Source organism: Burkholderia sp. BC1 (genome assembly GCF_052683555.1).
In genome coordinates, this window is sequence record NZ_JBQYLP010000030.1 from 14518 (window position 1) to 35229 (window position 20712).

General features: G+C 64.7%; 18 protein-coding genes. 12 read left to right on the forward strand and 6 right to left on the reverse strand.

What is annotated here, in order from left to right; translation table 11 throughout:
• Nucleotides 1-7: 7 nt before the first annotated feature.
• A complete protein-coding gene (locus ACSHSS_RS16510; RefSeq protein WP_261532412.1) occupies nucleotides 8-1024 on the reverse strand; it encodes a 1-aminocyclopropane-1-carboxylate deaminase in 1017 nt (338 codons plus the stop codon).
• Nucleotides 1025-1214: 190 nt separating this feature from the next.
• Between ACSHSS_RS16510 and ACSHSS_RS16515 the strand changes: the two genes are divergently transcribed.
• The 9 genes from ACSHSS_RS16515 (at nucleotide 1215) to poxB (ending at nucleotide 10840) form a co-directional block, all read left to right on the forward strand.
• The gene (locus ACSHSS_RS16515; RefSeq protein ID WP_088927382.1) at nucleotides 1215-1715 is read left to right on the forward strand and encodes an Lrp/AsnC family transcriptional regulator; all 501 of its coding nucleotides are present in this window, start codon (nucleotides 1215-1217) and stop codon (nucleotides 1713-1715) included.
• A gap of 307 nt (nucleotides 1716-2022) precedes the next feature.
• Nucleotides 2023-2583, forward strand: a complete 561-nt coding sequence (locus ACSHSS_RS16520; RefSeq protein WP_445545241.1) for a CS1 type fimbrial major subunit — start codon at nucleotides 2023-2025, stop codon at nucleotides 2581-2583.
• A gap of 231 nt (nucleotides 2584-2814) precedes the next feature.
• Nucleotides 2815-4968, forward strand: a complete 2154-nt coding sequence (locus ACSHSS_RS16525) for a TcfC E-set like domain-containing protein (protein WP_445545242.1) — start codon at nucleotides 2815-2817, stop codon at nucleotides 4966-4968.
• Nucleotides 4969-4985: 17 nt separating this feature from the next.
• The gene (locus tag ACSHSS_RS16530; protein ID WP_261532414.1) at nucleotides 4986-5672 is read left to right on the forward strand and encodes a pilus assembly protein; all 687 of its coding nucleotides are present in this window, start codon (nucleotides 4986-4988) and stop codon (nucleotides 5670-5672) included.
• A gap of 8 nt (nucleotides 5673-5680) precedes the next feature.
• Nucleotides 5681-6172 (forward strand): hypothetical protein, encoded by a 492-nt coding sequence (locus tag ACSHSS_RS16535; RefSeq protein WP_261532453.1) that lies wholly within the window; start codon nucleotides 5681-5683, stop codon nucleotides 6170-6172.
• Nucleotides 6173-6240: 68 nt separating this feature from the next.
• Nucleotides 6241-7317: a hypothetical protein gene (locus ACSHSS_RS16540; RefSeq protein WP_261532415.1), complete on the forward strand. Its 1077-nt coding sequence runs from the start codon at nucleotides 6241-6243 to the stop codon at nucleotides 7315-7317.
• 47 nt (nucleotides 7318-7364) lie between these two features.
• Nucleotides 7365-7913 (forward strand): hypothetical protein, encoded by a 549-nt coding sequence (locus ACSHSS_RS16545; RefSeq protein ID WP_105843488.1) that lies wholly within the window; start codon nucleotides 7365-7367, stop codon nucleotides 7911-7913.
• A 146-nt stretch (nucleotides 7914-8059) separates the two neighbouring features.
• A complete protein-coding gene (locus tag ACSHSS_RS16550; RefSeq protein WP_105846532.1) occupies nucleotides 8060-8737 on the forward strand; it encodes a hypothetical protein in 678 nt (225 codons plus the stop codon).
• 381 nt (nucleotides 8738-9118) lie between these two features.
• Complete coding sequence (poxB, locus tag ACSHSS_RS16555; protein ID WP_261532416.1) at nucleotides 9119-10840, forward strand: ubiquinone-dependent pyruvate dehydrogenase; 1722 nt, start codon at nucleotides 9119-9121, stop codon at nucleotides 10838-10840.
• Between the two features lie 316 nt (nucleotides 10841-11156).
• Here poxB and ACSHSS_RS16560 read toward each other — a convergent pair whose 3' ends face one another.
• The 3 genes from ACSHSS_RS16560 to ACSHSS_RS16570 form a co-directional block, all read right to left on the reverse strand.
• The gene (locus tag ACSHSS_RS16560; protein ID WP_261532417.1) at nucleotides 11157-12323 is read right to left on the reverse strand and encodes an acyltransferase family protein; all 1167 of its coding nucleotides are present in this window, start codon (nucleotides 12321-12323) and stop codon (nucleotides 11157-11159) included.
• Nucleotides 12320-13129, reverse strand: a complete 810-nt coding sequence (gene blaOXA, locus ACSHSS_RS16565; protein ID WP_217116786.1) for an OXA-1043 family class D beta-lactamase — start codon at nucleotides 13127-13129, stop codon at nucleotides 12320-12322. The genes ACSHSS_RS16560 and blaOXA overlap by 4 nt, the downstream gene beginning before the upstream one ends.
• A gap of 352 nt (nucleotides 13130-13481) precedes the next feature.
• Nucleotides 13482-14633: a porin gene (locus tag ACSHSS_RS16570; protein ID WP_006397707.1), complete on the reverse strand. Its 1152-nt coding sequence runs from the start codon at nucleotides 14631-14633 to the stop codon at nucleotides 13482-13484.
• Between the two features lie 602 nt (nucleotides 14634-15235).
• On the opposite strand from ACSHSS_RS16570, the gene ACSHSS_RS16575 reads away from it, so the two are divergent.
• The 3 genes from ACSHSS_RS16575 to ACSHSS_RS16585 all read left to right on the forward strand — a co-directional run bounded on the left by ACSHSS_RS16575 (nucleotide 15236) and on the right by ACSHSS_RS16585 (nucleotide 18154).
• On the forward strand, nucleotides 15236-16270 hold the full coding sequence (locus ACSHSS_RS16575; protein ID WP_043279016.1) for an ABC transporter substrate-binding protein: 1035 nt from the start codon (nucleotides 15236-15238) through the stop codon (nucleotides 16268-16270).
• An 82-nt stretch (nucleotides 16271-16352) separates the two neighbouring features.
• On the forward strand, nucleotides 16353-17318 hold the full coding sequence (locus tag ACSHSS_RS16580) for an ABC transporter permease (RefSeq protein ID WP_006397710.1): 966 nt from the start codon (nucleotides 16353-16355) through the stop codon (nucleotides 17316-17318).
• Between the two features lie 14 nt (nucleotides 17319-17332).
• Nucleotides 17333-18154 carry a quaternary amine ABC transporter ATP-binding protein gene (locus tag ACSHSS_RS16585; RefSeq protein ID WP_006397711.1) on the forward strand — a complete coding sequence of 274 codons (822 nt, stop codon included), beginning with the start codon at nucleotides 17333-17335 and terminating at the stop codon, nucleotides 18152-18154.
• Between the two features lie 107 nt (nucleotides 18155-18261).
• Here the strand turns inward: ACSHSS_RS16585 and ACSHSS_RS16590 are convergent, their stop codons facing one another.
• A complete protein-coding gene (locus ACSHSS_RS16590) occupies nucleotides 18262-18849 on the reverse strand; it encodes a class I SAM-dependent methyltransferase (RefSeq protein WP_105825116.1) in 588 nt (195 codons plus the stop codon).
• Between the two features lie 188 nt (nucleotides 18850-19037).
• Nucleotides 19038-20705: a GMC family oxidoreductase gene (locus ACSHSS_RS16595; protein WP_111310163.1), complete on the reverse strand. Its 1668-nt coding sequence runs from the start codon at nucleotides 20703-20705 to the stop codon at nucleotides 19038-19040.
• Between the last annotated feature and the right edge of the window lie 7 nt (nucleotides 20706-20712).

Below are 20712 nucleotides of genomic sequence, written 5' to 3' on the forward strand. Positions count from 1 at the left end.
GATCGCATCAACCGTCCGCGACGATCGCGCTGTATGCGCTCAACGCGGGCACCCCGCCGAGATGCGCATACAGCACCTTCGATCCCGGCTCGAATTCCCCACGCCGCACCTTGTCGATCATCCCGTGCATCGATTTCCCTTCGTAGACGGGATCGGTCAGCACGCCTTCGAGCCGCGCGCAGAGCCGGATCGCTTCCAGCGTGCCTTCGTTCGGCAACCCGTACTCGGGGCCGGCATAACGCGTGTCGAGCACGACGTCGGCGTCCGTGATATTGCTGCCGAGGTCGACGAGCTCGGCCGTATGACGCGCGATGCGCGTGATCTGCTCGCGCGTGCGCGCGGGCGTCGCCGATGCGTCGATGCCGATCACGCGATCGGCGCGTCCGTCGGCCGCGAAGCCGACGATCATCCCGGCCTGCGTGCTGCCCGTGACCGAGCAGACGACGATGTAGTCGAAGCGTATGCCGAGCTGCGCCTCCTGCGCGCGCACTTCTTCCGCAAAGCCGACGAAGCCGAGGCCGCCGAGCGGATGCTCGGAGCAGCCGGCCGGGATCGGATACGGCCGCCCGCCCGCCTGTCGCACGCTTTCGAGCGCTTCCTCCCAGCTGCGGCGAATGCCGATGTCGAAGCCGTCGGGCACGAGCCGCACGTCGGCGCCCATCATCCGCGATAGCTGAATGTTGCCGACGCGGTCATAGACGGGATCGTCATAGTTGACCCAGTGCTCCTGCACGAGCACGCACTTCATGCCGAGATGGGCGGCGACCGCCGCGACTTGCCGCGTCTGATTCGACTGCACGCCGCCGATCGAGACGAGCGTGTCCGCATGCTGCTCGAGCGCGTCGGGAATCAGGTATTCGAGCTTGCGCGTCTTGTTGCCGCCGAACGCGAGACCGCTGTTGCAGTCCTCGCGTTTCGCGTAGAGCTCGACCTTGCCGCCGAGGTGGTCGCTCAGGCGCTTGAGCGGCTGGATCGGCGTCGGGCCGAACGTCAGCGGATAACGGGGGAAGCGTTGCAGGTTCATCGGCGTGCTCCGGAGACGGTGAGGGGAAGACGGTATCGCTCGCGCATGGCCGATGACCGCGCATCGCGTCAGAAAATGATAGGAATATCGACACGAAATGAGCTTGCGAAATAAATCGCGCCGGCCTACGTTGTCGAATGCAATCACGTCGATCCAGCAATTTCAGTTCGTTGAAACGGAGACAGACGCAATGAAATTAGAAAGGACAGCGGCTTCGCCTGGCGACGTCGCGCCGGCGCTCGATCGCATCGACCGCGCGATTCTTCGCCAGCTGCAGCGGGATGCGTCCATCTCGAACGTCAGCCTCGCCGCGAAGGTGAAGCTCAGCGCGCCCGCCTGCCTGCGGCGCGTCGAGCGGCTGAAGGAAATGGGGCTGATCCGCGGGATCGTCGCGCTGCTCGATCCGAAGCCGCTCGGGGCCGGCATGCTGGTCGTGATCGGCTTCGTGCTCGACCGCTCGACGCCCGAAGCGTTCGCCGCGTTCGAGACGGCCGCGCAGAAAGTGTCGGGCTGCGTCGAATGCCATGTCGTGACCGGCGAATTCGACTACTTCATGCTCGTGCGCACGCGCGACAACGAGAGCTTCAATCGGCTGCACGCGGAGCAACTGCTGTATCTGCCGGGCGTGCGGCAGGTGAGGTCGTTCATGGTGCTCAAGGAGATTCTTTCGACGCATGCGTTGCCGGTTTAGCAGGCGTCGTTCGGTGCGTCGGCTGCGTCCGCCCGTTCGTGACGAACGGTGCGGCTTCGCTGTATCGCAGTCGATCGGTCTGTGGTTGGAAATGTGAAAAAAGCGTGACGTTTCATTGTTGAGAACGAATCTGGCAAAAAAAGAAATAAAAATTCGTGCCAGACCTACCTTTTATCGACGAAGTTTCGAAATCATCCTATTCAGAATTATTTCTGGTTAATTGACTATTTCGTCCGTGGATATCCATTCCACATGTCGGGCGAAAATGCCTTGATTTCGGAAAACCATTTTTCTAGAGAATAACGATATGAAAATTAAGCAACTCATAGTAGCTCTGGGTCTGAGCGGTGCGCTGATCGGTCTCGCTCACGCTGCGCCGGCGAACGACAATCAAGTGTCGAAGAAGATCACGCTCACCGCGCAGATCAACGACGGCATTTTCGTCTCGAAGCCGGATGGTTCGTCGTGGTACTCGACGGAAGAGCTGGAAGCCGTGGACTACAAGCAGGCGAAGTTCCAGAAGACGCTGCCGATCCGCGTGTGGACCAAGGGCGCGGACTTCAACGTGTCGCTGGCGCAGGAACTGAAGCTGTCGTCGGGCAACGGCTATTCGATGGTGAACCCGGTCGTGACGCTGGCGAGCGCCGCCGGCAACAAGACCCTTGCTTTCGGCAAGCAGGAAAAGATCACGCAGGTCGTCGCGGGCAATGGCGGCTATGACGAGCTGCACGATCTGACGATCGCCGTCGACGCACCGACGGCCGTCGGCAACCGCAGCACGAACGGCAGCTACAGCGGCGATCTCGTGATGGTGTTCGAGCCGGTCGCAGCAGCAGGCGGCGGTGGCGCGGGCGGCGCGGGCGAGTAAGCCATCTTTCGGCCCCGGGCTCACCGGGGCCGTTTTCCCCTCATCGAATCATTCCGATTTCCATAGCCGATTCGAATTCAGATCCAATTCAATAAAAAAAGCGTGTCTGCCTTTCAAGCTCCGTTTCAACTCAATAAGCTGTGGCTGAGTGCATTCCTGTTCGTTTATTCGCACTCGTACGCAGAAGTCAAGGTATCGTATGGCGTACCTGAAGGGTTCAGTGCGGCTGAAATGGACGATAGCGCAAACTATGTCGCGACGTTCAAGGGCAGAACGCTTCCGGGATTCATTCGCTATTCGGCAACCGCCGCATCACTCGAATTCGATGCGCAGAAATATGCAGCGAACGGCATCTCGCCGGACGAGGTCGACACGATCCGCAGCGTCGTGTCGCAGCTCGACTACAAGCGCTGTCGCAACGGTTGCGACGTCGAAATCGCCGGCTACTACGTCACGATCGACAAGCTGAGGCGGTCGATCTCGATCCGCGATACGCGCGAAGACTATTACGTGCCGGAAACCGCGTTCGGGCTCGTCAACAACCAGTCGGTCGACGTGCGCGCAGCGACGGACAGCTATCGCGCGTTCAACGTGAACGGCACGACGTGGGTCGGCTTGCCCTCGCAGAGCTTCGGCTATCTGAGCTGGTATGTGAACCATACCGAGACGCGCGGCAACAGCATCGGCACGCAAGGCGTCTCGTCGTACTACCTGCAGAAGAATTTCGCCAGCACGTATGTGCGTGCAGGCAAGCAGAACAGCATCGACTATGCATCGGGGGCGGTCAGTACGCTGCTGTCGCCGGGCTTCGACCAGTTCGTGACGGTCGGCAGCCAGCGCAATCTCGAGGTCAATCGCAGCGTAGGCTCGCTGATCCTGTATGCGACGGGCGAAGGGAACTACGAGTTCTATCGCGGCGGGCGCCTGATCCTGAAGCGGCCCGCCGCGCTCGGCCGCAACGAGATCAGCTTCGCGGATCTGCCCGGCGGCTACTACGCGGTGGAGGTGCGCCTCGTCGATCGCAGCGGCCACGTGGTCAGCCAGGAAGTCCGCGAGATCAACAACGTCAACTTCGGCAGGGCCGCCGGCAATGCGTGGCGCTTCACGGTCGGCAAGGAGATGCGCGAGCAGGGTGGCTTCCTGATGGAAGCCGCGATGAGCCGCAATTTCCGCCAGTTCTACATGAACGCGTCGACGCTGGCCGGTCATGCCGGAGACTGGGCGGCCGAAATCAACGTCACGCGGCCGACGATGCTCGCCGGCATCGATCTTTCGCCGACGCTCGGCGTGCTGGGCGGCGAGCGCGGCGCGGGCGGCTACGTGACGCTGGCCGCGACCCACGAAGTGCTCGGCAACGTGATGGTCAGCCGGTATCTGAACAACGACGTGTCGCGGTTCTACACGGGCACGTCGAGCACGAGCGTGTCGTACAGCCGGAACATTCGGCGCGCGACGGCCAGCTACAACTATCAGCGCTCACCGTTCAACGAGACGCAGCAGGCCGAAGTGCGCTGGAACTATCGGCCGAACGGCCTGTGGGCGACCTTTGCGCTCGGCGTGCAGAAGGGCAGCTTCGTGCGCGGCTCCGGCAGTGGCGGCTACGGCGTCTATTTCAACATGACGATGCAGCTCGACAGGGCGCAGGCGAGCTTCAACGCGGCGCATTCGGGCGGCCAGACGCAGTTGAGCGGCGACTACCGGAAGGATTTCCGGGACGGTTTCGGCACGACCACGCTGGGCGTGACGGGCAGCCGGGTTGGCAGCGACTACGGGATGAACGTGTATGGCACCCGTTCGGGCACGCGCGGCGATGCATCGCTGAACCTCGGCTACAACGGCGACGCCGCGAACCTCGACTTCAACTATCGCGGCATGTTCGCAGCGAGCCGGGAAGGCATTGCGTTCGGTCGCTACAGCAGCAGCGGCAGTGCCATGCTGCTGCGCACGCCGAACATCGACGGGATGGAATACGGCTTCAACGTCGAAGGCAATCCGGTCGGCGGCAACAGCACCTATGCGGTGCCGCTCAACCCATACAGCGACGTGCCGTTCGCCCGCGTGCTGAGCAACAGCAACAAACTCGACATGAACATCGAGGTGCCGGCGAACATCCTGCGCGCACATCCGGGCCAGGTGTATTCGGCCAGCGCGAAGGTCGACATCAACATGATTTACAGCGGGTTCCTGATCGATCAGGAAGGCAAGCCGATCAGCGGGAAGATCGCCGAGACCGGCGACACCGTCTACCGCAACGGGTTGTTCTCGATCGTCAGCAAGAAGATGTTGTCGGACCTCACGGTCGCCGGCGACGGTTATCAGTACACGTGCAGCCTGAAGGATGCGAGCGGGTCGTACTACCGCTGCAGCGCGGGCGTCGCGCAGTAACACGAAGGATGAAAAATATGACGTTCAAACCGACAGGCATGTTGTCACTGGTGGCAGGACTGTTATCCGCCGTGGCGATTCCGGCGTTGGCAGCCGGCGAATTGATGGTGACGCCCGCGACGACGCGGGTCGTCAGCGAGCACGACCAGCGCGTGACGGTCAAGAACATGGGCGACGAGCCGATGTATCTGTCCATTTCGGTCCAGAAGGTGATGAACCCCGGCATCACGCCGGAACAGAAGGTCGATCTCGGCGAGCTCGAGCGGCCCGGCCTGATCGCAAGCCCCGACAAGCTGACGCTCGGCCCGAACCAGTCGCGGCAGATCACGCTGCAGTCGCTGACGGAAGTACCGCAGGAAGAGCTCTATCGGCTTTACATCATCCCGGTCAAGTCGCTGAAGGTCGACGAGGCACCGAAGGACAAGATCACCGCACCGCTGTCGGTGTCGATCGGTTATGGCGTGCTGGTTCGGCATTTGCCGAAGCCGTTGAAGCAGCATGCTGCATGGACGCATCGCTGCGAGAACGGCGGGATCACGCTGGAAAGCAGGGGCACCGTCCGCTCGGTATTCCACGACGTTAGCGTCGGCGATGGCCGGCCGGCGCAGACCGTCGCCGTATTCCCCGGCATGCCGCAGCACTTCGCGACGAAGCAGATCAAGCTGGATGCCGGCGAGAAGCCCGTGACGCTGATATGCGAGTGACGGTGCGCATGCCGGCAGCACGCGCGTTCGCCGCCGGTGCGCGGTGTTGTGCCACCGGCGTGCTGATCGCCGCGTACTGCACGAGCAGCGTCGCGGCCGGCATGCTGAAGCTGTCGCGCCCGGAGTTGACGCTCGAGGCTGGCAAGCCGCCGGGCGAATTGTGGGTCGAGAACGTTGGCGACACGCCGCTTTACCTGACGGTGTCGCAGGAGCTGGTGACGAATCCGGGGCGCATGCCGGAACAGCGTGCGCCGATCGACGAGGTGCCGCATCCCGGCCTGCTCGTTACGCCGAACCGGCTGTCGCTCGCGCCGGGGCAGAAATACCGGATGACGTTGAAAGTGTTCGCCGTACCGGAGGAGACGCAAGTGTGGCGCGTGACGTTCCGGCCAAACGAACTGATCAGAGTCGAGGGCCGCGATGCCGAGCGCGGTCCCGCACCGCTTTTTGTCAGTGTGGGATACGGTGCGGTGATTTATCACCTGGGCCGCGACAAGTGATAACGGTGTCGCGGCGGTGGCGACGTACGGGAACGCGAGGGCGCGTCGGCGAGAGAGGCGAGGAGCTTATGTTGAGCATTATTTCAGCGGTAATCAGGCGTGCGACGGAAAGCAAGCGGTGGATCGCGTTCACGGTTCCGATGCTTGCATGTTTCGTTGCCGATCACGCGTATGCCACCGGATTCTGGCTTGCGGAATTGGATATCAGCGACCGATATCACTCGTGCTCGTGGACCGATAACGGAGACGGAACCAGCTCGCTGCGCGTATCGATCGATTACAAGCCCAGTGAGGGCCGAACCTTGGGGCAGCCATTCCTTTCACGCGGGATACTGGTTTACGCATACGACAAGAATGGCAGGATGTTTCAAAGCAGCGACATTGCACGGGCGGTTTACATGGGTGGCAATCGGCAGACTATCGTAGCCCCCGGGCGCGGCTACGTCATGTACAACGGATACAAAATCGGCGACGGCCTGAATCCGCCGGCCTATACCTGGTGGGGGGTGACCAGGGCGTTTACGGCACAGGTCACGGTGATCGTCGACAATGCCAAAATAGAACACTGGCCCGCGTTGTCCATTCAAGCCGGAAACTACGCCAGCAAGCTCGCTGAGGGTGTCAACCCCGGTAGCTACTTCGGCTACGATATCGCTGAAATCAAAGGGGCGGCATATCTCGCGCGTTATGGTGGATCGGGCAGCTGCAAGCTCGTGAATCCGATCACGCCACCGGAACCGCCGCAGCCGGTCGCGATCGACGTCACCGCGCCGAACTGGGATCTTGGCGAATTGCCGCGCGGCGAGGGAAAGAAGTCCTTTCCCAATATCGACGACGCTCTCTGCTTCAAATATTCGGGTAGCGCGGTCAACGGCAAGCGCTTCGTGATCGATGCGACCAGCGCGGCAGGTACGATCAACGGACGCTATCGGCTCAAGAATGGAACGGACACCATTCCGTACACCGTGGAGTTGTCCAACGGCGCGGTGAATATACCGTTGCCGAATACGGGCGGCATGACCGTTCCGCTGGATTCGGGCGGGCGATCGTGCTGGATGCCGACATTCACGACGAACGTGCCGGCCGATGCGAAAGTCGGGCAATACCACGACGTTCTGACATTTACGGTCGTCACTAAAACCTGACGGCGGGCCAGTGTGCCGGTTCGGAACACCAGAGCATGGGAGTCGATATGACAAAACGCATCGCCGCATACGGGCTGGTTGCCGCGTGTATGCTGCCGGCTTTCGCGATGGCGCAGCAGGTCCCGCTGAGCGGCAAGACGAGCAGCACGATCACGGCCACCGTCGTGCCGCGGGACAACTTCGACGTCACCGACGAAAAGGGCGGCTGGTTCGACAGCGGCCTCGAAATGAAGCAGTTGGGTGGCTGGGATACGCCCTACGAAGTGGAAGCGCGGCTGCGCGTGCTGTCGACGAGCGGCACATTTCAGGTTCGCCTCGACACGCCGCTCGAGATCCGCAATCAGGCCGACCCGCAGAAGCTGTTCCAGCGGCCGTCCGTCACGCTGGCACCGGATGGCGGCCAGCCGAAGCCGATCGTGACGGGGCAGGGCACGACGTTCAGCAATCCCGTGCCGCCGGTCGCAGGCGAGGATTCGGTCGGTTACTACACGCTGGCGGTTGCCGCGTATCCGCCAGCTGGCGACTTCAAGGCGACCGCCGGCACATACAGCGGTGTGCTGTCGCTCACATTCGAGCCCACCATCAAGACGCGCTGACGCGCTCGTAGCGGCGGTCGTGTGCACGCCTCGGCCGCAGTCTTTTGACCTTCCTCTACGGCAGCGTGACGCGTTGCCGTCCGTGTGCCGTTTCGGGGCTGCGATGGCTGCCGCTTGCAGCGCGAACCTCCGTCGAATCGTTCACGATGAATCTATCCCTGCTTGCCCGCTTCTCCGCAACGTTCACCGCGTGCCTGATGATGCCGGCATCGGTGCCGGCCGCGATCGATCTGATACCGAAGGAGATTGTCATCGATGGTCAGGAAACTGCCGTTCAGGTCATCAACAACGGCGATCGCCCGGAATACGTCAGCATTTCGCTGTCGCGCCTGCTGAATCCCGGCGTGCCGCTGGCCGACGAAAAGGTCGAACCGGTTGGCGAGAGCGAGCAGCCGGCGCTGTACGCGTTCCCGTTCAAGATCAGCCTGGCGCCCGGGCAGAGCAAGACGATCACGCTGAAGCCGTTGCGCGCGGTGGAAACCGAGACGGTGTATCGCCTCGACGTGAAACCCGTGTTGAACGTCTCCTCCGGAGAAAAGGCGCGCGCGACCGGGACCGTGCTCGTCAGCCTGGCGTTCAGCGGGCTGGTGCGCCAGTTGCCGGACCGCACGCGCGAAGGGCTGTCGATGACCTGCGATGCGACGGGCGCACGCCTGACCGCGACCGGCAACGTTCGATATACGGTCAAGGGCGCGAAAGTGGACGGGCACGTGCTCGACGATTTCAACGTCTATCCGGGCGTGCCGTTGCCGTTGAAAGGGCGTGTCGTGTCGGTGCCGGGGCAGACGGCTTGCTCGGAGCAGGCCGGTGCCGGCACGTCGTGACATCGTCGCGTAGTGCATGTCGCGATTTCGGCGAAGGCCGGATCGACCCTTCACATGGAGAGCACTGGCGCGGAGGCGATTCGCGCATATCCGTCGCGTCATTGCCGATAGTCATGGCGCTCAAGAGATTCTTCCGACGCATGCGTTGCCGGTTTAGCATCGACGCGCCGGCCCGTTTCGTTTGCCTGTCGCGCGTCTGACGAACCGATGACGGCCGCCGCGCATTCACGCGCGGCGGAACGATGCGCATGGATGCGCGTTCAGAACGCCGATTCCCGCGTTTGTCTATCATGCGCAGAGGTGCCGCGCCGGCACGCGGGACGAACCGGCGCCCACGCACACTGGCATGTCGCGACAACCCAACCTGCGAGCGAGGGCATCATGGCAAGACAGACGATGGCGGAATATCTGGCAAAGACACTCGCGGCAGCGGGCGTCGAGCGTATCTGGGGCGTGACCGGCGACAGCCTGAACGGCCTGTCGTTCAGCCTGAGCCAGATCGGCTCGATCCGGTGGATGCATACGCGCCACGAGGAAAGCGCGGCGTTCGCGGCCGGCGCCGATGCCGCGTCGACCGGGCGGCTCGCCGTGTGTGCGGGCAGTTGCGGCCCCGGCAACCTGCACCTGATCAACGGGCTCTACGACTGCCATCGCAATCATCAGCCGGTGCTCGCGATTGCCGCGCACATCCCGTCGACCGAGATCGGCCTCGGCTATTTCCAGGAAACCCATCCGCAGGAACTGTTCCGCGAATGCAGCCACTTTGCGGAACTGGTAACCAACGCGTCGCAGTTCCCGCGCCTGCTTGCGCGCGCGATGCGCACCGCGATCGAAGAGCGCGGCGTCGCCGTGATCGTGCTGCCGGGCGACATCGCGCTCGGCGACGGTCCCGACGAAGCGCCGCGCTGGAACGACGCGGCGCCGCCGTCGATCGTGCCGGCCGACGCCGATCTCGATCGACTCGCGGCGCTGCTGAACGCGTCCGACGCGGTCACGCTGCTCTGCGGCAGCGGCACGCAAGGCGCGCACGACGAAGTCGTCGCGCTGGCCGACACGCTCGGCGCGCCCGTCGTGCATGCGTTGCGCGGCAAGCAGTTCGTCGAATGGGACAACCCGTTCGACGTCGGGATGACGGGGCTGATCGGTTTCAGTTCCGGCTATCACGCGATGGAATCGTGCGACACGCTGCTGATGCTCGGCACGGATTTTCCGTACCGGCCGTTCTATCCGTCGAATGCGAAGATCGCGCAGATCGACTGGAAGGGTTCGCAGCTCGGCCATCGCGCGCCGCTTGCGCTCGGGTTGGTCGGCACCGTGAAGGAAACGCTCGCGGCGCTGCTGCCGCGCCTGACGCGCAAGACGCAACGGCGCTTCCTCGAGAACGCGCTGAAGCACTATGCGGCCGCGCGCAAGGGGCTCGACGATCTCGCGGTGGCCGAGCCGCCCGGCCGCGCGATTCATCCGCAATACCTGACGAAGATCGTCGACGAAGTCGCGGCCGACGACGCGATCTTCACGGCCGATGTCGGCACGCCGACGCTATGGGCCGCGCGCTATCTGACGATGAACGGCAAGCGTCAACTGCACGGCTCGTTCAATCACGGCTCGATGGCGAACGCGATGCCGCAGGCGCTCGGCGCGCAGGGCGCGCATCCGGGGCGGCAGGTCGTGTCGCTGTCCGGCGACGGCGGGCTGTCGATGCTGCTCGGCGATCTGCTGAGCGCGCGCCAGCTCAATCTGCCGATCAAGATCGTCGTCTATAACAACAGCCTGCTCGGCTTCGTGTCGATGGAGCTGAAGGCGGCCGGGTATCTCGATACGAACGTCGATTTGAGCGCGACGGATTTTGCGGCGATCGCGAAGGGCGCGGGCATTTTCAGCGTACGCGTCGAACATTCGGAGAACGTCGAACACGCGCTGCGCACGGCGTTCGCGCACGACGGGCCGGCGCTCGTCGACGTCGTCACGTCGAAGTACGAGCTGGCCATGCCGCCGAAGATCGAACTCGCGCATGCGAAGGGGTTCAGCCTGTTCATGCTGCGGGCGATCCTGAGCGGACGGGGGGACGAGATCGTGGAATTGGCGAAGACCAATTTGCGGTGAAGTGCGGATTGCGCGGAGGGGGCGAGGCGCCGGCCCGTACGCGTATCGGCGCGATCGGGGCCGCACCGTGAAATCCGCGGATATCGTTCGCCGATGGGGCCATGTGCCGCCGCCTAATACCCGGCAATGGCGTAGTAGATCCCGAGGCCTGCATCGGCGATGAGCAGCAGCGCGCTCGCGATGAAGATGATGCGCGCGATGCCGCGCGCGCAGCACGCCGACATACAGCGAGAGGCCGCCGAAAAACAGCGTCAATGGCCAGTAGATGGCGCCAAACATCACCGGAATGCCCCAGGCTGGCAGTTCGATACCGATGTCAGTTATTGGGGGATTCCGATTTGGAGTTTAGAACCGCGCCGTCCGGCATACGAGCAGACGGATGTGGCCGGGCGCGCTTGATCGCGCGATCCAGCGGCGTCGCAATCCCGCGCGCGATCGCCGCACTCAGTGCCGCCGACAGTGCCAGATACGCGACCAGCAACAGCAGCTTGTCGTCGCCATGTGTGGCCGACGGCGGCCAGCAAGTGCGCAGCGCGCCGAGCACGATCAGGTGGAACAGATACAGCTCGTAGCTGAGCCGGCCGCCCCAGCGCAACGACGCGAGCAGGCGGCCGCGCGTCGGCGCGCTTGCCGCGTGCGAGCCGATCAGCAGCACGGACGTGCCGAGCGCCATCGCGGTCACGCCGAGGACATGGCTTTCCGCGATCGGCCACGCGAGGTAGAGCACGACCATCGCGATCGCGACGATCCACTGTACGGGCTTGGCAGCCAGCGCCTGCCAGCGCGCGCGTTCGGCCAGCAGCGCCGTGCAGCAGCCGATCGCGATGCCGTCGAAACACGCGAAATACGCGTAGAGAAAGCCGCCTTCGTCGTCGGCATGCGTGAGACGGTAGAGCGGGCCGATCGCGGCGATACATGTCCAGAACGCAAACAGGCACGCGTCGCGGCGCAGCGCGACGCACAGCAGCGGAAACGACAGGTAGAACACTTCTTCGACCGACAGCGACCACAGCACGCCCAGCGCGTAGTTGACCCACCCGTAAGCGCCGATCAGCACGTTCATCCAGAACGTCAGCGACGCGAGATTCACGAGCCACAGCGACACGGCGACACCCTGCGGCGCGTGATTCATGAAGACCGGCACGTCGGCCGCCGAGAGTCCGTCGACGATCGCGAGCAGCAGGAGCAGGCACGGCACGATGCGCGCGACGCGCGACACGTAGAACGTGCGCACGTCGATCGCGCCGAGATTGCCCCATCGGCGGCGCGCATTCGACGTGATCAGATAGCCGGAGATCACGAAGAACATCGTCACGCCGTAGTTGCCGTTGCGCACCACCGCATGCACGGCATCGCGGCCGAACGCGCGCGCGACGGTCGTGTCGCCCAACGCGTATGGAATATTGAAGTGATGCAGCAGGACGAGCAGGATCGATATGCCGCGCAGCAGGTCGATCCGTGCGTTGCGCGGGCCGGCGCTCATTGCGGGCGGCCCGGTTCCGCGAGCGCCGGCAGCGCGTCGAGAAACGTGTCGCGCGCGCGCAGGCCGGCATTCGGCGTCTGTCGCTGCTCGTCCTGGATCAGGTACGCGAACGCGAGCTTGCGCGGCCCTCTGGTCGCCCAGCCGACGAACCAGCCATACGCGTGCGACGCGTCGTACCGGGCTCCCGGCGATCCGGTGCCGGTCTTGCCGTGCACGATCCAGCCGTCCGGCTGCCTGTCGATCAGCGTGATCCGTTCGGTCATGTCGTACGCGTGCGCGCTGACGGGCAGCGTTCGGTTCGCGATCCTGCGCATGAAGCCGACCTGTTCGAGCGGCGAGATCTGCAGCGACGAATTGACCCACGCGCCCATCACGCCGCTCAATTCACCCTGCCGGCTGGTGACGTCCGCGTTGCCGTAGCCGAACGCGCTCGTGTACTGCTGGAAGCGCGCCTGTCCGAGCGCCTGCGTGACCTGTTCCGAATACCAGAAGATCGACAGCTTCATCCAGCGCGCCGGATCGGTCGGCTCGCGCCACCGCGCGCCGCCCCAGTCGGGATAGCCTGCGTGGAAGTCGAGCGTCGGCGTGTGCTCGTCCTTCAGGACGCCCGCGTCGAAGCCCATCAGGCTGATCGCAACCTTGAACGTCGACGCCGGCGTCACGCGGGTCGCGCAGTCGCCCTGTTGCACGAGTACGCGTCCGGTGGCGGCATCGGCGACGACGGTGCAGAGCGGGCGGGCGTGCGCGGCCGCCGTGGTCAGCAGGCCGGCGGTGACGACGAACAGCGCGTGGCGCCAATGTTTCAACGGAGACTCCTTCGGGGCAGGGATGGCACGCAGGCATCGTTCGACGGCGGCGATGGCGGGACGCGTGATGGCGGTCCGGCGCGGCCGGCCGCGATGGCGGAGACCGGGACGTCGAGACCGCTCACAGTGTATCGGCGGATCGTCGAATGTCGACCTGTCACGGTTGACGGATGACGGGGACGCGCGAGGCCGGCCGCGAACGCGCCGGACCGGCGCGAAGCCGCGCACGGCTTGCCGCAATTCGACGGCGAACCATGAAAAAACCCGCCGGCAGGCTTGCGCCTGCGGGCGGGCGAAGACACCGCTGCGGATCCGCGCGGACGTCGCGTGAAGTCGGGAGAACCGGGCCGCGTCAGAACTTGTGACGCAGCGCGAGGCGCACGGCCACTTGGTTCGAGGTCGACGACGGCGCGTCGGTGCCAGGGATGAACGCGCTGTCGAGGATCGAGTTCGTCTTGTCGCCGGCGATGTGCTGGTAGGCGGCCTGCACATACACGTCGGTGCGCTTCGACAGATTGTAGTCAGCCATCAGCCCGAGCGAATGAATCTTCGGCTTTGCGTCGCCGGTCGATGCGTCGTATTTCTCGAGCGACAGCACATACTGCGCGCCGACCATGAACGCCGGCGTGATCTGGTACGCGCCGTTCACTTCGAAGTTCTGGTACTTGATCGCGCTGACCGTTGCGCCCGGGGCGATGATTGCGCCCGGCGTGCCGAGGTAGCCGTTGCCGGTCGGATTCTTGTAGTTCGCGTTCGTGTACGCGAAGCCGACCGTCGCCGGGCCGAACGTGTAGTTGATGCCCGCGCCGAACACGCGCATGCGCTCGGCGATGTAGCTCGCGTCGTTCGCGGTGATCGCGCCGGCCGAGCCGTCGCCCGGGCGGTTCGCCTGCAGGTACGCGGCACCGATTAGCAGGCCGTTGTTCTGGTATTGCGCGCCGAAGCTGTACGCGCGGTTGTCCGAGAAGTTCGTGCTGTTGCTGAAGCTGTACGCACCGCCGAACTGGAACCCCGCGAAGTTCGGGCTCGCATACTTCACGGTGTTGTCGAGGCGGAACGAATTGTCGGTGTTGTCGTTGTCGAACGGGTGCGCGAGCAGGTAGCCGCCCCAGTTGCCGTTCGCGGTGGTCGGCGCGAGATAGTCGACGACGGAATCGTACTGGCGGCCGAACGTGACCGTACCGTATTGCGCGCTGCTCAGGCCGACGTACGCCTGGCGGCCGAACATGCGGCCGCCCTGATTGAGCCGGCCGGTGTTCACGTCGAAGCCGTTCTCGAGCTGGAAGACCGCCTTCAGCCCGCCGCCGAGATCCTCGTTGCCCTTCAGGCCCCAGCGGCTGCCCTGTGCGTAGCCGCTTGCCATCTCGTAGACGTGTCCGGTGCCGACGTTATTCGTGTAATTGAGACCCTCGTCGATCACGCCGTACAGCGTGACGCTGCTTTGCGCGAACGCGGGCGACGCAAAAGCGGCCATTACGGCGAGCGCCGTGAGTTTCTTGTTCATTGATGAGATCTCCGGGTATCCAGCTTGTATCGGTTGTCGTGAGCGCGTCGCAGCAGGCGCGTCCCGTCATCCGGGGCGAAGCGGCGCAGCGCGTGCGGCGCCGGCATGCGCGAAGCGCGGCGGCATGCGACGGGCGGCGTCCGATCCTGTCTCCTGCGATGACTCCGCGCATTCTTGACAAGTCGAAACAGAACCGAAAGCGAGTAATTTCAATCATTGCGATCGGTGTCGCCAATGGATGGGCGACGCGGTGTTTCGGCAGCCGAAACGATGGCCGGCGGTCGCGCGCGGCCAACATGCGCAACCGCGTCGCGAACACGGCGCAACGGACCGCGCGACACGTCCGTCGCAGCGTCCGGAAAACGGTCGGCAGGCGCGCCGGCCGGCGCTCGCAACCCGCGCCGGGAACGATTGGCGGCGCCGATTGCAGTCATCGGAAATACTCGTTTCCCTAAACAAATTGGACATTGAAAGATGCAGACTGGCCGGAGATGGATACCTTCGCCGGCCGCTACAACAATGCGGGCATGCCGCTGCCCCGGCTGGCCTGCCACGTATGCCGCAGCGCACAAACAACAGATTCGATTTGGAGACGCCCCATCATGCAGATTCGACGACTGAAGACAGTCCTTCTCGCCGCCGCGGCGATCCTGTCGGCGCCCGCGGCCCACGCGGCCGGCGCGTGCGCGGATGGCAAGACGGTTCATTTCGCCGGCGTCACATGGGAAAGCGGGTCGTTCTCGACCGAAGTGCTGCGGCAGATCCTGGAGAAAGGCTACGGCTGTAAGACGGACGTCGTACCGGGCAGCACGGCCGCGACCGAAACGGCGCTCGCGCGCAACGACCTGCAGGTCTGGTCCGAACAATGGACGGGCCGCAGCGAGATCGTCGCGAAGGCGGTCTCGGCCGGCACGGTGAAGCTCGTCGGCGATACGCTGCCGGGCGGCACGAAGGAGGGCTGGTTCGTGCCCGAATACGTGGTGAAGGGCGACGCGGCGCGCAAGATCAAGCCGGTCGCGCCGGGGCTCGCATCGGTCGACGATCTGCCGAAGTTCAAGCAGGTGTTCGCCGACGAGGAAGAGCCGGACAAGGGCCGCTTCCTGAACTGCCCGACCGGCTGGGATTGCGAGCGTGTGAACACGCGCCTGCTGCGCGTGCTGAAGCTCGACCAGTCGTACACGAATTTCCATCCGGGCACCGGCGCGGCGCTCGATGCGGCGATCGCATCCGCGTACCAGCGCGGTGCGCCGATCCTGTTCTATTACTGGGGGCCGGCCGCGCTGATGGCGAAGTACAAGTTCGTCGCGCTGAAGATGCCTGCCTACAATGAAACATGCTGGAAGACGCTGCGCGAAGAGAGCGCGACGAACCAGTGCGCGTCGTCATACATGGTGTCGCACCTGAAGATCGGCGTGTCGAAGGCGTTCTACGACGCGAATCCGGCGCTCGTCTCGGTGTTCGAGAAGGTCAGTTTCCCGATGGATTACCTGAACCAGACGATCCTCGACATGACAACCAAAAAGATCGACGGCGCCGCGATGGCCACGCAGTTCCTGAAGACGCGCGCGGACCTCTGGAAGCAATGGGTGCCGGCCGACGTCGCGCAGAAGATCGCCGGCAGCCTGAAGGGCGCGTAACGACTGCCACGCGAGCGGCGGCCGTTGTTGCGCGCTCGCCGCCGCCGTCATGCGCGCCAGGCTGGCGCGCCGGAGACACACGATGAACGGCTTCTTCCTGCATCTGTCGATCGCCGACTGGGTCAACAGCGTGATCGAGACCTTCGTCGCGCAGTACGGCGACAGTTTCCACCACTTCAGCGCGATGCTGCTGCGCTACCTGCTCGTGCCGCTCGAAGGCGCGCTGCGCGCGACGCCGCCGTGGCTCGTGCTGCTGGTGGTCGGCGCGATCGCGTGGAATGCGACGCGGCGCCTCGGCCTCGGCGTGCTGTTCATGCTGCTGCTCTACGCGATCGGCTGTTTCGGCCTGTGGGACAAGCTGATGCAGACGCTCGCGCTGATGCTCGTCGCGACGGTGCTGTCGGTCGCGATCGGCGTGCCGCTCGGAATTCTCGCGTCGCGCAGCGCGGCGCTGCGGCGCATGCTGCTGCCGGTGCTCGACGTGATGCAGACGCTGCCGAGCTTCGTCTACCTGATTCCGGTGCTGATGCTGTTCGGGCTCGGCAAGGTGCCGGCAATCCTCGCGACGATCATCTATGCGCTGCCGCCGCTGATCCGGCTGACCGATCTCGGCATCCGCCAGGTCGATCCGGACGTGACGGAGGCCGCGCGCGCGTTCGGCACGACGCGCTGGCAACTGCTGCTGAACGTGCAGTTGCCGCTCGCGCGGCCGAACATCATGGCCGGCATCAACCAGACGACGATGATGGCGCTGTCGATGGTCGTGATCGCATCGATGATCGGCTCGCGCGGGCTCGGCGAGGACGTGCTCGCGGGCATCCAGACGCTCGACGTCGGCAAGGGCACGCAGGCCGGCATCGCGATCGTGATTCTCGCAATCGTGATCGACCGGATCAGCCAGGGCTTCGGCCAGGAACGGCGCGCGCGACGGCGGCTGGCGCAGCAGCGCCGGCAGAAAGGCGTGTCGCGCGTGCCGTATCGCGCGCCGGGCGGCACGGCGTCGCCCGGCGTCGATTCGAATCAGCCCGCGCCGTCGTCGCGCGCATAGGAACGGAGACGGATATGGCCAACATCGAAGTCAAGCACGTCTACAAGCTGTTCGGACCCGAAGCGGCCCACCCGCGCGTGCTCGACCTGCTGCGCGCGGGCAAGCGCAAGGCCGACGTGCTGTCCGAGACAGGCTGCAACGTCGGGCTCAACGACGTGAGCCTCGGCATCGCGTCGGGCGAGATCTTCGTGATCATGGGGCTGTCGGGCTCGGGGAAATCGACGCTCGTGCGGCACTTCAACCGCCTGATCGAACCGACGGCCGGCGAGATCGTGATCGACGGCAGCGACGTGATCAAGCTCGATGCGCACGGGCTGCGCGAGCTGCGCCGCTATAAGGTCAGCATGGTGTTCCAGAATTTCGGGCTGCTGCCGCACCAGACCGTGCTGGACAACGCCGCGTATGCGCTGCGCACGCGCGGCGAGAAGCGGCACGACGCGGTCGAGGCCGCGCGCAGCTGGCTGACGAAGGTCGGGCTCGACGGGTACGGCGATCACTATCCGGACGAACTGTCGGGCGGGATGCGGCAGCGTGTCGGACTGGCACGCGCGCTGGCCGCCGATACCGACGTGCTGCTGATGGACGAGGCGTTTTCGGCGCTCGATCCGCTGATCCGCACCGAGATGCAGGACCAGCTGCTCGAATTGCAGGCGACGCTCGCCAAGACGATCGTGTTCATCACGCACGATCTCGACGAGGCGTTGCGCATCGGCGACCGGATCGCGATTCTGCGCGACGGCTCGCTCGTGCAGGTCGGCACGCCGGACGACATCCTGTCGCGCCCCGCGGACGACTACGTGCGGAGGTTCGTCGAGAAGCGGACGAGCGTGAACTGAACGGCGCGGTCGCGCGCCGACCGCATGAAAAACGGTACGCGACGCGGCGTGCCGTTTTTTATCCAATCGTCGTGGTCGGTGCTCGACGGATGGCCGCCGCCATCGCACTATTTCGTGCCGAGCACGCAAACGAGCGGATGCGAGGGCATGTCATTGCGATGCACGGCGACCGATGCAAAACCGGCGTCGGTCATCAGACGCGACAGCTTCTCGGGCCCGAATGCGTCGTAGGGCGCCCGTTGGTAGCCCCGGACGGTGATGGCGACGATCCCGCCGTGTCGGACGACGCGATGCAATTCGCGTAGGCCACGTACAGGCGCTTGCCAGAAGTAGATGCAGTTGATCGAGAAAGCCTTGTCGAAGGCGTCGTCCGCGAATGGCAGCGCGTGGACTGAACCCAAGGCAAGCTGGACCCGGCCGCGTTCGATCGACGCGCGATTCAATCGCTTCGCGGCGTTCAGCATGGTCGGGGAATGGTCGATGCCGGCGATGCTGCAGGATGGCGTCGATTCGAGGGCGAGCCGGATGGCATCACCGGGTCCGAACCCGACTTCGAGTGCCTGCTCGCCGTCGCGAATCGCGAGCAGCGAGAGCGTCCATGCGTTGTCCGGCCGATTGTGCCGGCGCATGATGCGCCCGAGGATTTGCCCGATCAGGCCGCGCGGCAGGCCCGGTTGCCGAAGACGTACAGTCATGGTGTTGTCCCTCCGGTCCCGAGCGCCAGCAAACCGCGTGCCGCCGTCGGGATGTTCGGGAAACCCAATGAACCGGTGCGCTCGGCGCTGCGGGTGCCGACGCGCAGCCGTCGGCCCGGCAGCGCCGCGATCGGCCGTATGGTGCGTGCCACGGCCGCCGTTCGCTCAGGCGCTGCGCATCGGCACAGTCAATGAGCGATCGCTTCCAACGGGCGGGATTGCACGTCCGCCGTCTCGCTCCGCAATGCATCAGCAAGGATCAAGTCCGCGCCTTTCTCCGCGACCATCATCGTCGGCGCGTTGATGTTGCCCGACGTGATGTTCGGGAACACCGACGCATCGACGACACGCAGCCCTTGCAGACCGTGCACGCGCAGCGACGCATCGACGACCGAGGTCGCCGCGTCGGGCCCCATCGCGCACGAACCGCACAGGTGATAGATCGAACCCGACTGCTCGCGGAAGTATTGCAGCATCGCTTCGTCGGAGTCGACCTGCGGCCCCGGCGAGATTTCCTCCAAGGTCATCGACTTCAGCGCCGGTGCTTTCATCAGCGCGCGGATCACCTTGCTGCCCTGCACGGCTTCATCGAGATCCTTCGGCGTGGTCAGCGCGTTGATGTGGATCTTCGCGGGCTCTTCCGCGCGGTTCGACGCGATCTCGATCGTGCCGCGGCTGGTCGGCCGGCACGGGTTGAACGCGATCAGGAAGCCTGAGTACGGCTCGGGCTTGATGCTCGCGCGATCGCTCTTCGGGATCCGGTACGACAGCGGGTTGAAGTAGAGCTGCAGGTTCGGCTCCCGCGCGTTCTCAGTGCCGCGGAAGAAGCCGCCCGCCTGGTTCACGCTCATCGCGAGCGGGCCGCGCTTCGTGAGCAGGTAGCGCAGCCCGATCTTCATCTTGCCGAGCAGCGTGCCCATCTCGTCGTTCAGCGTCGGCCGGTTCGCCCTGAAGTAGAAGCTCACGCACAGGTGATCCTGCAGGTTGCGGCCGACCGCCGGCAGCGCGTGCACGAGCGGCACGCGATGGCGCGCGAGCAGCGCCGGATCGCCGACGCCCGACAGTTGCATCAGCTTCGGCGTATCGACCGCGCCGGCCGCGAGGATCACCTCGCGCGCGGCGACGAGCGTCTCGTCGCCGTGTTCGCCCGCGACGACCACGCCCGTTGCGCGCGTACCGTCGAACGTCACGCGTCGCACCAGCACGCCGGCGCGCAGCGTGAGGTTCGCGCGGCCCAGTGCGGGGCGCAGGTATGCGAAGCTGCTCGAACAGCGCTCGCCATGCTTCGTGTTCAGGTCGTAGATGCCTGCGCCTTCGAACTGCGCGCCGTTGAAATCGTCGGTGCGCGGCAGGTTCAGCTGCGCGCAGCCCTTCAGGAACTCGTGGACGATCGGATGCACGTCGTCCTTCATCGACGTGATATGGATCGGGCCGGTCGAGCCGTGATGCTGCGGATCGGTCGTGCCGGCGGCGTGCGTCTCGAGCTTGCGGAAATACGGCAGCACGTCGTCGTACGCCCAGCCCGGATTACCGGCGGCCGCCCAGTCGTCGTAGTCGCTGCGCTGGCCGCGCACGTAGACCATCGCGTTGATCGAACCCGACCCGCCGACCACCTTGCCGCGCGGACAGTACAGCTTGCGACCGGCGAGCTGCGCCTCGGGCTCGCTGTAGTACATCCAGTTGTAGCGGCGGTTGTAGTAGGTCTTCGTGAAGCCGACCGGCACCTTGAACCAGAACGACGCGTCGCGTTCGCCCGCCTCGAGCAGCAGCACCGAGTGCCGGCCCGATTCGCTCAGGCGGTTCGCGAGAATGCAGCCGGCCGAACCTGCGCCGACGATGATGTAGTCGTAGCTCATGTCGCTT